Origin of the sequence: Bacillus pumilus (genome assembly GCF_900186955.1) — a bacterium.
GTDB classification, from domain to species: Bacteria; Bacillota; Bacilli; order Bacillales; family Bacillaceae; genus Bacillus; species Bacillus pumilus.
In genome coordinates, this window is sequence record NZ_LT906438.1 from 1,652,773 (window position 1) to 1,666,511 (window position 13,739).

Annotated in this window: 9 protein-coding genes; all 9 read left to right on the forward strand. The window is 40.7% G+C overall.

Annotated elements, in window-relative coordinates:
- Window positions 1–80: 80 nt before the first annotated feature.
- The 9 genes from rnjB to yfmH all read left to right on the forward strand — a co-directional run bounded on the left by rnjB (window position 81) and on the right by yfmH (window position 13,682).
- Window positions 81–1,748 carry a ribonuclease J2 gene (gene rnjB / locus CKW02_RS08330; RefSeq protein WP_003212233.1) on the forward strand — a complete coding sequence of 556 codons (1,668 nt, stop codon included), beginning with the start codon at window positions 81–83 and terminating at the stop codon, window positions 1,746–1,748.
- 119 nt (window positions 1,749–1,867) lie between these two features.
- Complete coding sequence (locus CKW02_RS08335; protein WP_003212436.1) at window positions 1,868–2,596, forward strand: ClpP family protease; 729 nt, start codon at window positions 1,868–1,870, stop codon at window positions 2,594–2,596.
- Complete coding sequence (locus CKW02_RS08340; protein ID WP_003211099.1) at window positions 2,593–2,829, forward strand: YlzJ-like family protein; 237 nt, start codon at window positions 2,593–2,595, stop codon at window positions 2,827–2,829. Before CKW02_RS08335 ends, CKW02_RS08340 begins: the two co-directional genes overlap by 4 nt.
- Window positions 2,830–2,939: 110 nt before the next feature.
- Window positions 2,940–5,312: an FtsK/SpoIIIE family DNA translocase gene (locus tag CKW02_RS08345; protein WP_003210839.1), complete on the forward strand. Its 2,373-nt coding sequence runs from the start codon at window positions 2,940–2,942 to the stop codon at window positions 5,310–5,312.
- 164 nt (window positions 5,313–5,476) lie between these two features.
- Entirely contained in the window at window positions 5,477–6,202 is a 726-nt protein-coding gene (locus CKW02_RS08350) for a GntR family transcriptional regulator (protein ID WP_003211791.1), read from the forward strand.
- Between the two features lie 102 nt (window positions 6,203–6,304).
- Entirely contained in the window at window positions 6,305–7,534 is a 1,230-nt protein-coding gene (locus CKW02_RS08355; protein ID WP_003211615.1) for a bacillibactin exporter BcbE, read from the forward strand.
- Window positions 7,535–7,850: 316 nt separating this feature from the next.
- A complete protein-coding gene (locus CKW02_RS08360; RefSeq protein WP_003212358.1) occupies window positions 7,851–10,967 on the forward strand; it encodes an MMPL family transporter in 3,117 nt (1,038 codons plus the stop codon).
- A 145-nt stretch (window positions 10,968–11,112) separates the two neighbouring features.
- Window positions 11,113–12,393, forward strand: coding sequence for an EF-P 5-aminopentanol modification-associated protein YfmF (yfmF, locus tag CKW02_RS08365; RefSeq protein WP_003212075.1), 1,281 nt, complete (start codon window positions 11,113–11,115; stop codon window positions 12,391–12,393).
- Window positions 12,390–13,682 (forward strand): EF-P 5-aminopentanol modification-associated protein YfmH, encoded by a 1,293-nt coding sequence (gene yfmH / locus CKW02_RS08370; protein WP_003211037.1) that lies wholly within the window; start codon window positions 12,390–12,392, stop codon window positions 13,680–13,682. Before yfmF ends, yfmH begins: the two co-directional genes overlap by 4 nt.
- Window positions 13,683–13,739 lie beyond the last annotated feature (57 nt).

The window sequence follows — 13,739 nt, forward strand, 5'->3', positions numbered from 1 at the left end:
ATCTTGTTTTCTAAAATTAGATTCAGTTATAATAGCATTAAGCGATGATGGACGGGCTTGAGACTAGGAGGATAAGAATTTTGAAAAAGAAAAATACAGAGAACGTAAGAATTATTGCACTTGGAGGCGTTGGAGAAATCGGGAAAAACTTATATGTCATTGAAATTGATTCGGACATATATGTGGTAGATGCAGGCTTGATGCATCCAGAAAACGAAATGCTAGGCATTGACGTTGTCATTCCTGATATCTCTTATTTAACAGAACGTGCTGATCGGGTGAAAGCAATTTTTCTTACCCACGGACATGATGAAGCAATCGGAGGCGTATTCCATTGCTTAAGCAAATTGTCTGTACCAGTTTACGGAACGAAGCTGACCCTTGCGTTACTTCGAGAAAAATTAAAACAGTATGGCTTCAATCAAAAAGCTGATTTGCGTGAGGTACATGCAAAATCAGTCATTACGTTTGAAACAACAAAGGTATCATTTTTTAGAACGAATCACAGCATCCCTGATTCAGTTGGGATCAGCTTCAAAACCTCTCTTGGTTCAATCGTATGCACAGGTGATTTTAAATTTGATCAAACCCCAGCGCTTAACCAAGCCTGTGACATCGGAGAGATTGCGAAAATTGGAAACAATGGCGTTTTAGCACTTCTTTCAGACAGTGCCAATGCTGAAAAACCAGGCTATACACCTTCTGAGGCGCTCGTCCAAGACGAAATCTCAAATGCGATGTACAATGCTGAAAATCGTGTCATTGTGGCTGTATCTTCATCTAACATTAACCGAGTGCAGCAGATCATTAATGCAACAAATCAAAATGGCCGTAAGCTTGCCGTAGCAGGAAAGAATATGATGACGACTCTTCAGCTGGCGATCAAACTTGGTTATGTCACAGCAGACGAAGAATTATTTGTACCAGTTCAAGAAGTGAAGAAAATGGCGAAAAACGATGTGGTCGTCCTGACAGCTGGAAGCCACGGAGAACCTCTTGCTGCGTTAACAAAAATGGCGAAACAAAATCACAAACAGCTTCATATTGAAAAAGATGACACGGTTGTGATTGCATCTACACCTCTTCCTGGACAAGAACTTACCTATTCAAAAACAGTGGATTTCCTTACAAGAAGCGGCGCACAAGTCATTTTTGCACAAAAACGTGTGCATGTTTCTGGACATGGCTGCCAAGAAGAGTTAAAGCTCATGCTGAACTTACTAAAACCGAAGTATTTAATTCCGGTGAATGGCGAATATCGTATGCAAAAAGCACATTCTCGTGTTGCTGAAGAAGTGGGAATGAAACGAAGTGACATTTTCTTGATTGATAAAGGGGATGTTGTGGAGTTTAGAGGACAGAACGTCAAGATTGGTGAAAAAGTTCACCAAGGCAATATTTTGATCGATGGTCTTGGCGTTGGTGATATCGGGAACATTGTGTTACGCGATAGACGCCTATTGTCTCAAGATGGTATCTTAATTGTCGTCATTACGCTCGATAAACAAAAGAAACAATTAATTTCTGGACCTGAAATCATCACAAGAGGATTTGTGTATGTCAGAGAATCTGAAGAGCTGATTGTGAAAGCGACAGAAATGGTCAAAGGGATTGTCAAAGAGCAAACGGAAAACTCAATTGTTGAATGGTCAACATTGAAACAATCCATGCGTGACGTACTCAATCAATTCCTATATGAAAAAACAAAACGTAAGCCGATGATCATTCCAATTATTATGGAAGTATAATGAGAAAGCCCAAGGAGCATAAGCTCTTTGGGCTTTTTTGATGTGGTGCGAGGAATGCGGATTGAATATGGCCTTCTTGTTCATAATAGGAGGAGAGTTTGAGGAAAGGATGGAGACAAATGGACGAAAAAAATGAACAGCAGCCTGAGCGAAAGCCAGAAGAAAAAGACAGCATTATGAGCAAAATACAGCAGCTTGGTGAAACAGCCATACCACAGCTGCCGCAAGATACAAATATCCATTGCCTCACCATTATTGGACAAATTGAAGGGCACATGCAGCTTCCACCACAAAATAAAACAACCAAATACGAGCATGTCATACCGCAAATCGTAGCAGTAGAGCAAAACCCAAAGATTGAAGGGCTTTTGATCATCTTAAATACAGTAGGCGGCGATGTTGAAGCGGGACTAGCGATTGCAGAAATGCTTGCGTCTTTATCAAAACCGACTGTATCGATTGTACTTGGCGGCGGCCACTCCATTGGTGTCCCGATTGCTGTATCGTGTGACTATTCCTATATTGCGGAAACAGCCACGATGACCATTCATCCTGTGCGTTTAACTGGTCTTGTGATCGGTGTCCCGCAAACCTTTGAATACTTAGATAAAATGCAGGAAAGAGTCATTAACTTTGTGACAAGCCACTCCAATATTACAGAAGAGAAGTTCAAAGAGCTCATGTTCTCAAAAGGCAATTTGACAAGAGACATTGGAACAAATGTTGTTGGTCATGAGGCGGCAGAATACGGACTCATGAATGAAGTAGGCGGTGTAGGACAAGCGATTAAAAAGTTGAACGAGCTGATTGGAGAAAGGGCATCTCAAAACGAGGGGCTGATCCAATGATTTTATACACACCTATGCCATATGAAGCCATTTACGCAGAGGAACAAGGAGACCGTAAACTTCAGCAGGTAAACATCCAAGGCGTGCCAGTTATGGTTGAAATGAAAGAGGATGAAGCAGAAATCGTTCAAGTCATGAGCACCAATCCAATGGACTTTTTGAATCAAGAGCTTGCACCAGGCAAGCGATTGAAGTTACAATTAGGCTCCAATCAAACCGACTCATATGAATGATTCTATGCTATAATAAAGGGAAAACTTACAACAAGATGCAGCCAAAACCAGGCTGCTTTCTTTCTGATCTTTCGGTAGGTTATATTTTCTTTCGTAGTAAGGTGATGAGTATGGCTAAAAAGAGAAAACGGAAAACGAGAAAAAAACAAAATAAACAGCTAAAACTGAAATATGAATTAAATGGGTTAGTCTGTATTGCCATAGCGATCATCGCCATTTTACAGCTAGGCGTCGTTGGACAAACCTTCGTACATTTATTCCGATTCTTTGCAGGTGAATGGTTCATTCTCTGCCTTATCGGATTATTTCTTTTTGGCGTGACCATCTTCTGGAAAAAACAAATCCCAGATATGTTGACAAGAAGAAAAGCAGGGCTATACTGCATCATTGCGAGTATCTTGCTTTTGTCTCATGTGAAGCTCTTTCAGCACCTTTCATCTGCGGGTGCGATAGGCTCTCAAAGTGTGATCAGAAATACATTTGAGCTTTTCTTGATGGACATGAAAGGTGAGACGGGGTCGCCTGATTTAGGAGGCGGCATGATCGGTGCCGTATTATTTGCTGCTTCTTATTTCTTATTTGCACAAGCAGGCTCTCAAATCATGGCAATCGTTCTGATGCTGATTGGAATTGTGCTGATTACAAATCGATCTCTTCAAGAAATGGTGAAAAAAGTGACGCTGCCTGTCTCGCAATTTATGGTGAAGCAGTGGAAAGCGTTTGTTGAAGATATGAAAGGAATCAGGCAGGCGAAAAAGAGCGCGCCCTCTCAGAAAACGGCCCAAAAGAAAAAACGGTCTCGTATTCAAGAAGAGGACGAAGATGATCAGATCATAATGGAAGAGGAAGCGCCAGTGCCTGACAATAGTCAGCCGATTATCTCAAGCTTTGCTGACAGAGATGACATTCTCACCCCGCTCGTTCAAAAAGAGCAGGCGGCAAAAGAGACTTCGCCTCTTCAAGAATCTGTACAAAGTACGCCGGCTCCATCAGATTCAGCTGATGAACCAAAAGAGGCGCCGCCGATGACGTTTACTGAACTTGAAAACAAAGATTACGAATTGCCGTCACTGGATATTTTGGCAGAGCCGCAGCACTCAGGGCAGCAAACAGACAAGAAAAATATATACGAAAATGCAAGAAAGCTTGAAAAAACGTTTCAAAGCTTTGGCGTCAAAGCAAAAGTCACACAGGTTCACTTAGGACCGGCTGTTACCAAATATGAGGTCTATCCAGATGTCGGCGTGAAGGTAAGTAAAATCGTCAATCTAAGTGATGACTTAGCCCTTGCTCTCGCAGCAAAAGATATTCGGATTGAGGCGCCGATTCCTGGTAAATCAGCCATCGGTATTGAGGTTCCGAATGCAGAAATTGCGATGGTTTCTTTAAAAGAGGTATTAGAATCGAAGCAAAATGACCGTCCAAATGCGAAGCTACTGATTGGACTCGGCCGCAATATTTCGGGTGAAGCCGTTCTGGCTGAAATGAACAAAATGCCGCATTTACTTGTAGCAGGTTCGACTGGAAGCGGAAAAAGTGTGTGTATCAATGGCATTATCACAAGTATTCTGATGAGAGCGAAACCTCATGAAGTGAAAATGATGATGATTGATCCGAAAATGGTTGAACTAAATGTGTATAATGGCATTCCGCATCTGCTCGCTCCCGTTGTAACGGACCCTAAGAAAGCCTCACAGGCACTTAAAAAAGTCGTCAGTGAAATGGAACGCCGCTATGAATTATTTTCTCATACGGGGACAAGAAATATTGAAGGGTACAATGATTACATTAAACGAATGAATCAATCAGAAGAGGCGAAACAGCCAGAACTTCCTTATATTGTTGTCATTGTAGACGAGCTTGCAGATTTAATGATGGTCGCTTCCTCTGATGTGGAAGATTCTATTACAAGACTTTCGCAAATGGCTCGTGCAGCCGGAATTCATTTAATTATTGCCACACAAAGACCTTCTGTCGATGTCATTACAGGTGTCATTAAAGCCAACATCCCATCTCGCATTGCCTTTAGCGTGTCCTCGCAAACCGATTCAAGGACGATCCTTGATATGGGGGGCGCAGAAAAACTGCTCGGCAGAGGGGATATGCTGTTTCTACCAGTTGGAGCAAACAAACCAGTTCGTGTGCAGGGCGCCTTTTTATCAGATGAAGAAGTAGAACATGTCGTTGATCATGTGATCACTCAGCAAAAAGCACAATATCAAGAAGAAATGATTCCAACTGAAGAAACGCAGGATCAGCTTACAGCTGTGGATGACGATTTATATGATGAAGCAGTGGAACTCATCATCGGCATGCAGACGGCTTCTGTCTCTATGCTTCAAAGAAGATTCCGCATCGGCTATACCCGGGCCGCCCGCCTGATTGACGCAATGGAAGAGCGAGGCGTTGTCGGTCCTTATGAAGGAAGTAAACCGAGAGAAGTCCTGCTTTCAAAAGAACAATATGACGAGCTCTCTTCATAAATCGAAGAGAGCTTTCTAAAAAAGAAGTGAACAATAGTATGATTATGTTAACTGGAAGTCAGACTATTTATTTATTTGCAAAAACATGATATAGTTATGTTCAACTTATCTCGGAATAGAGATTTCTCATCTTATCATTTGCATTGATTAGACGGAGGGAAAACATGTCGACCAAAACAGACAATCGCCATTTATATTTGAAAGTGATTGACCGTATTAAAGAAGATATACAATCAGGCGTATATGCCGAAAAAGAGAAACTACCTTCTGAATTTGAGCTCTCAAAGCTTTTAGGCGTGAGCAGAGCGACACTGCGTGAAGCCCTTCGTATATTAGAAGAAGAGAAATATTTAATTAGAAGGCATGGTGTGGGTACGTTCGTCAACACAAGACCACTCTTTTCAACAGGCATAGAACAGCTGGCAAGTGTCACGAAAATGATAGAGCAGGTCAATATGACGCCTGGTACCATCTTTTTATCGTCGCAAGAAGGGGAGCCAACAGAGAATGATGTGATTCGTTTTCAGTGTGATGAATCTGATGAGATTTTTTCAATGGAGCGCGTTCGAACGGCCGATGGACAGCCTGTGGTTTACTGTTTAGATAAAATTCCGGTCAAGCATCTTCCTGCATCTTTTACCCATGAAGAAGAGTCTCTTTTTGAGCTGTTTGGAAGAGAACCACACAGCGGGATTAAATATGCAGTTGCTGACATTGAACCAATTGGCTACCACGATCAGGTTTCACCGATACTAGAATGTGACCCTGAAACAGCATTATTATTACTGAAACAAATACACTATGATCAGGATGATCAGCCGGTCTTATACTCGCTAAATTATTTTCGAGCGGATAAATTCAGCTTTCATGTGATACGTAAACGATTTTAACGAGCAGTCGCTTTCATAAGCGGTTGCTTTTTGTTTGCCCATACATAATACCCGTAAAACTTGCCACACTAATACGTAACAGTATATAGAATTGGGTGAATGATGTTGGGCGAGAAAACAGTCAGTAAAAAGAATATTATTGCATTATCATCAGTGCCTTTAATCATGACACTTGGGAACTCGATGCTCATTCCCGTATTGCCACAGATAGAAAAGACACTTTCCATTACTTCCTTTCAAGTCTCCCTCATTATTACGGTATACTCCGTTGTCGCGATCTTATGTATTCCGATCGCCGGCTATTTATCAGATCGAATCGGGCGAAAAAAGGTACTCCTGCCGTGTCTGTTAATCGCAGGACTTGGCGGGGCTGTGGCAGCAGTTGCCTCAACGATCATGAAAGAACCGTACATGTGGATTCTATTTGGCAGGGTCCTTCAAGGTGTTGGCTCAGCCGGGGCAGCACCTGTCGTGATGCCGTTTATTGGAGATTTGTTTCATGATGATGAAGAAGTCAGTGCGGGACTAGGCGCCATTGAAACCTCTAACACAGCTGGAAAGGTATTGAGCCCGATTATTGGGGCGCTTTTGGCTTCATGGTTTTGGTTTGTGCCGTTTTGGTTTATTCCGTTCTTCTCAATCATCAGCTTTCTCATGGTACTGTTCATGGTAGAATCCGCGAAAAAAGAGGAGGACCCGCCTTCATTCAAAGAATTTTTAAAATCAACAAAGACCATATTTAAGCATGAAGGACGCTGGCTGTATGCCATTTTTGCAATTGGCGGTTTTATTATGTTTCTTCTTTTTGGTGTGCTTTTTTACTTATCTGATAACCTAGAGGCAGCTTATCAAATTAAGGGTGTCAAAAAAGGGCTCCTGCTTAGCATTCCGCTCCTTTTTCTATCCATCAGCTCATACGTTGCTGGGAAAACGATTGGAAAAGAAAAAGGGAAAATGAGAATCTTTTTAATCGTAGGCATGGCCTTGTTATCACTTTCCTATATGTTTTTATGGTGGAATCACAGCTTTTATGTATTGTTTATCTGCTTAAGCATTGGCGGTGTTGGCATCGGTATTGTCCTGCCTGCACTTGATGCCCTGATCACAGAAGGAATTGAAAAAGAGCAGTGCGGAACCATTACGTCGTTTTACAGCAGTATGCGTTTTATCGGTGTCGCTTTAGGACCTCCGATTTACGCTTATCTCATGGATAAAGGGGACTCCATCGTTTTTATTCTCTCGACCATTTGCAGTCTTATTTCTCTATTTCTGGTCCTCTTCTTCATCCAGCCAGATGAAGAGGATGAAAGTGAACAATTAAAAACGGTTTAATCTAGAAAAAGACGGTATTTTGCCATCTTTTTTCTTTTTTATAAATTGACATGTAAAATTTTGATAGTTAAACTAATGTATAGTAATATCTTTTAAATTATTCCAAGCGGGAGGTGTTCAAAAACATTCATTTTCTGTCCTTCTTTAGGCAGAAATTGAGTTCGCGTGGTGATGATGAATGTGTGTTTCTTCAACACGAAAAGACAATTGAATAGGTCATCCTGCCATTAGCACGTTGAAGGAGACGCAGTCAGCACTTCAGACACGCTCAAATATAGCAAATTGATTGATGAACTAGAAGGAGCTTGAAGCAGCTATGTTGCAAATAATTAAAGCAAGATGGATTGTATTAGTGGTGTGGATGATAACAGCTGTGATTCTGTTTATTACTGCGCCCAATTTAGAGGAATTAACAAGAGAAAAAGGGCAATTAAAGGTTCCGGAGGGGACACCAACAGCTGAGGCACTTCACTTATTGGATAAGCTCACAGATCAAAACGGGAAAAAAGATACGGGTGTTATTGTATTCTCCGAACAACATCTGTTCCCTAAGAAAGAGCAGGAATTAAAAAAGGCTTTATCTGCACTCATGACACATGCTTCAGACCTCCACATTGACGGAATTACTTCGTATTTTCATGTAGATCCGGACATTCAAAAACAACTTTTATCAAAGGATAAAAGTACACTTCTTGTTCCATTCAAATTCGACCACTACGAAACAAAAGCTGTGAAGATTAAAGAACGAATTGAGGAAGTTTTAAAGCCCTATCATGTCTCATATGAAATGACGGGACAAAAATTTGTGGATTCAGATGTCATTCAAAGCTCTCAACAAGGTCTGAAGAAAACTGAACTTATAACGATCATTTTTATTTTCTTTATTTTAATCATTGTTTTCAGATCGATTTTGGCACCTGTTGTTCCGCTCATTACGATCGGCATTTCTTATGCTGTCAGCCGTTGTATTGTGGCTTTTCTAGTAGAATATATGCAATTTCCTCTATCTAATTTTACTCAGATTTTTATGGTAGCGATTATGTTCGGTATAGGAACAGATTATTGTATTTTGCTTTTAAGCCGTTTTAAAGAAGAAATCGGTCAAGGTCGTGATGTCAAAGAGTCAATTATCATCACATATAAATGTGCAGGGAAAACGGTCCTTTTCAGTGGCTTAGCCGTGTTAGTCGGCTTCTCAAGCATTGGGTTTGCCAAATTTCAATTGTACCAATCAGCTGTTAGTGTTGCTGTAGGAGTTGGCATCCTGCTGATCGCCCTTGTCACCATCGTTCCCTTTTTTATGTCTGTTTTTGGAAAATCCCTTTTCTGGCCATCTAAAAGAGAAAACATTCGCCACCCGCAAAGTAAAATGTGGGAATGGGCTGGGCGTTTTTCATTTAAAAGGCCGCTGATCAGCCTAGGTTTAGTTGCACTCATTACGGTGCCTCCTATTCTGATGTACGACGGGACTCTTTCTTATAACAGCTTAAATGAGATTGGGACAAAGTATGAATCAGTGTCTGCATTTAATACGATATCAGAGCAATTTGGCTTTGGGGAAGCGCTGCCCCTGAATGTACTTGTTGAAAGTGACAATAAGTTAGATAACCAAGAAAAGATTGTCATGATTGAAAAACTGACCCGTAAATTAAATGACATTGACGAAGTAAAAACGGTCCGTAGTGTCACTCGGCCTGTTGGTGATGGGTTAAGTCAGCTTTACGTCACCTCTCAAGCAAAAGAGCTGGGCGGAGAACTAGGAAAAGGCCATGAAGGAATCGGGAAAATTTCAGATGGTTTGACCGAAACAAATCTTGCCCTTCTTAAACAAAAACCAAAAATTCAAGAATCCGCTAAAGGCATTGATCAGCTGATTGATGGAACAAAAGCGATCAAAAGCGGCATTGGAGAAGTAAGGGTGTCCCTGATCTCTTTAGAAGATGGGGTGAGGCGCAGTAAAGATGGCGTCGGAACCATTCGAAGTAAAATCAAAGAAGCAAAAAAGGAATTAGAGCAAGAATATCGAAGCAGTGAAGCGATGATTCAAGAACTTAAACGAATGGTGAGTACGCTTGAACGTCATGCGAAATCAAATCAGCAGCTGATAACCACCATTAAAAAAGTAAAAAGTTCGTATGAAAAAGTATCGTTTGAAGCACTTGAAAAACGGCTGCCAGAAGTAAAAGATATGGATGAATATAAAGAAATCAAGGAAGTATTCAAAAACACAAAAGGAATGCTTGATCAAGCAGGGGACCAAATGAATCTGTATGAAGAGAAAGCCTCTGTCTTTAAAGAAAAGATCAAGAAAGCAGATTCAGTGATTCAAAGCCTATCAATCAAGCAAAAAGAAGTAAAACGTCAAGTACAAGCGCTCATGGAAGGGCTCGATCAAGTTTATAACGGTCTTGAACAAACAAATGAGGGCCAAAAACAATTGATTAAAGAAATGCCTAAAATTGAAGATGGCGCAGACCAGCTGACAGACGGCCAAAAAGCCATCAAAAAAGGATTTAGTCAGCTTTCATCAAAACTCACATTGTTAACAGATGGTTTAGATGAAAGTATTGAAGGGCTTGAGCAGGTCAAAAGCGGCTTCACAGAGGCGGACGGCTATTTAAAGCAGCTTCAGAAAGCGCCAGATGAAGAAATAACAGGCTGGTTTATTCCAGAAGAAGTGCTGAAACGCCATGAATTTAAGCAAATCTTTCATACGTATATGTCTCCAGATCGTAAATTAACAACCTTTGAAGTTATTTTAAATGTGAATCCATACAGCAATGAAGCGATGAAAGGCGTTGCGAAAATTGAGGACACCCTTGATCAATATTTACCTGTCAGCGGGTTAAAGAATGCAAATTACGGTGTGTCTGGTATCTCAAGTTTAAATGTAGATTTAAAAGAAACATCTGACGGTGACTTTATTCGAACGGTCATTTTCATGTTAGTTGGCATCTTTATCATTTTAATTATATTATTACGGTCAATCGTCATGCCGATATACTTAACACTTTCACTCATTTTAACGTATTTTACATCCGTCGGTTTAACAGAATGGATCTTTAAAACATTTTTTGGCTACGACGGTCTCAGCTGGGCTGTCCCATTTTTCAGCTTTGTCATTCTTGTCACCCTTGGCATTGATTATTCGATCTTCTTAATGGATCGCTTTAATGAATGGAAGGGAGAGCATGTGCAAGCATCAATGATATCAGCGATGAGAAATATGGGTTCCGTCATTATTTCAGCAGTCGCGATATTAGCGGGGACCTTTGCCGCTATGCTGCCGTCCGGTGTATTATCACTTGTTGAAATTGCAACGGTCATACTCATTGGGCTTTTATTATATGCTTTTGTTGTATTACCGCTCTTCATCCCGGTCATGGTTCGTATTTTCGGTAAATGGAATTGGTGGCCTTTTAGAATGAAATAACGATCGGCGTCTCTGCTTATAGCAGAGGCGTTTTTATTTCCTATCCTTTCCTCTGATTGATATAATGTCTATTAAATGGCTGTTTTACGTATATATCAGCTATGTTCTAATACATAATAAATAGGATGAACAAAGGAGGTTTCTCATGACGTACTTACAAGAGAAGACACTAGACACACCTGGTCTTCATACTCATATTGTCAAAACAGAAAAATTTAAAACGGTCACAATCCTTTTTAAAATGCTTGCGCCTCTATCGAAAGATGACGTCACCATGCGTTCACTTTTCCCGCATGTGCTGTTAAGAGGAACAGAGAAAATGCCGAAAACAGGAGAATTGCGTGCTTATTTTGATGAGCTTTATGGTGCTACGGTTTCAGCAGACATGGCGAAAAAAGGGGAGAATCACATCATTACCTTCCGCCTGGAAATGGCGAATGAGAAATATTTAAAGGATCAAACCCCTTTACTAGAAAAAGGGATTGCCTTACTATCTGATCTACTATTCCATCCGTATGTTGAAAATGGAGCGTTTAGTCAATTATATGTAGATCAAGAAAAACGTACTTTAAAACAGCGAATTCAAGCAGTGTATGATGATAAAATGCGTTACTCGAACTTAAGGCTTGTGCAGGAAATGTGCAAAGGTGAACCGTATGCACTGCACGTCAATGGAGAAATGGAAGATATCGAAACGATCACAGCTCAATCGCTGTTTGAAGCATATAAGCATGCGCTTCAAACAAATCAGCTTGATCTTTATGTTGTGGGAGATGTAGACGAACAAGACATCAGCCGAATGGTCTCTCAATACTTCAAAACAAGTAATAGAGAACCGGTCAAACAACACGCTGAATCAGCAAGCACGCAAAGAGAAGCAAAAGAAGTCATCGACGAAGAAGACGTGAAGCAAGGCAAACTGAATATCGGCTTTCGCACGCATACGACGATTGCAGATGACGATTATCCGGCTTTGCATTTGTTTAATGGCATATTCGGCGGCTTCTCACACTCGAAGCTATTCATCAATGTTCGGGAAAAAGCAAGTCTTGCGTACTACGCTGTGTCTAGACTTGAGAGCTTTAAAGGCTTGATGATGGTCATGTCAGGGATTGAAGTCGGCAACTATCAGCAGGCAGTAGACATCATAAAAGAACAATTTGAAGCGATGCAAAAAGGTGATTTTTCAGATGAAGCGATTGACCAAACAAAAGCTGTCGTCAAAAATCAGCTGCTTGAAACGATCGATACATCTTATGGGACAGCGGAATACCTGTATCAGCATGCCGTTGTGCCAACAGGGGAAACGCTTGATTCCTTTTTAGAAGCACTTGACCGAGTGACAAAAGAGGACATCATCAAAGTGGGTCAGAAAATCGAATGGGATACGACCTATTTTCTTAAAGGAACGGAGGGTGCTTCATGACAGTGAAAACAATTCAATTCGACCAGCTGCAAGAAACGGTCTATCACGAAAAAATGGAGAGCGGACTTGACGTCTATGTGCTCCCAAAGCAAGGGTTTAACAAAACCTATGCGACCTTTACAACCAAATATGGCTCTGTCGATAACGAATTTGTGCCGCTTGGCAAAGAAGACATGATTCGAGTGCCTGACGGAATTGCCCATTTCTTAGAGCATAAACTGTTTGAAAAAGAAGACGGAGACGTATTTCATACATTTAGTAAACAAGGAGCATCCGCAAATGCTTTTACGACATTTACGAGAACAGCTTACTTATTCTCAAGCACCTCAAATGTCGAACAAAATCTTGAGACACTCATTGATTTTGTTCAGGAACCTTATTTTACTGAAAAAACGGTCGAAAAAGAAAAAGGCATCATTGGTCAAGAGATTAACATGTATGATGACAATCCGGACTGGCGTTTATTCTTCGGTCTGATTGAAAATCTATATCAAGAGCACCCCGTGAGAATTGATATAGCTGGAACAGTAGAAAGCATTGCTCCGATTACAAAAGATCATTTGTATGAATGCTATGAAACGTTCTATCACCCGAGCAATATGCTTCTATTTGTTGTCGGTCCCGTTGATCCGAAGCAAATATTAGATCAAGTTCGAGCAAATCAGGCGAAAAAGCCATTTACAGACCAGCCAGAGATCAAACGAAAAGAAATCAATGAGCCTGAAGGTGTGTACCGAAAAGAATACGAACTTCCAATGAACGTACAAGGCTCAAAATGTATGTTCGGTTTGAAAACAAAAAATCCTCATAAAAAAGGAAATGAGCTGCTAAAACATGAGCTCGGAATGAATCTCATTTTAGAGACACTGTTTGGTAAAAGCTCCTTACAATATGAACAAATGTATGAAAAAGGCTTAATTGATGAGACCTTCAGCTACGATTATACGGAAGAAGGCGGCTTTGGCTTCACGTCAGTTGGCGGAGACACAAATGATCCTGATCAACTGGCAAAAGTATTAAAAGAAACCCTTCTTCAAGCAAAGAACTTGATCTCAGAAGAGAAAATTGAGCTCGCGCGCAAGAAGAAAATCGGCAGCTTTTTAAAAGCCATGAACTCTCCTGAATACATTGCGAACCAATTCACTCGATATGCATTTTTAGATATGAGCTTATTTGATGTTGTGACCATGCTGGAACAGATCCAATTAACCGACATTCAGCAAATTTTAGAGGAAGAAATTGATGAAGAACGGATGTCCGTTTTCAAAGTCGTCCCGAAAACAAAATAAATAAAGAGAGACAAACTCAGATCAAATGAGTTTGTCTTTTTTGTGTTTAATGAATAA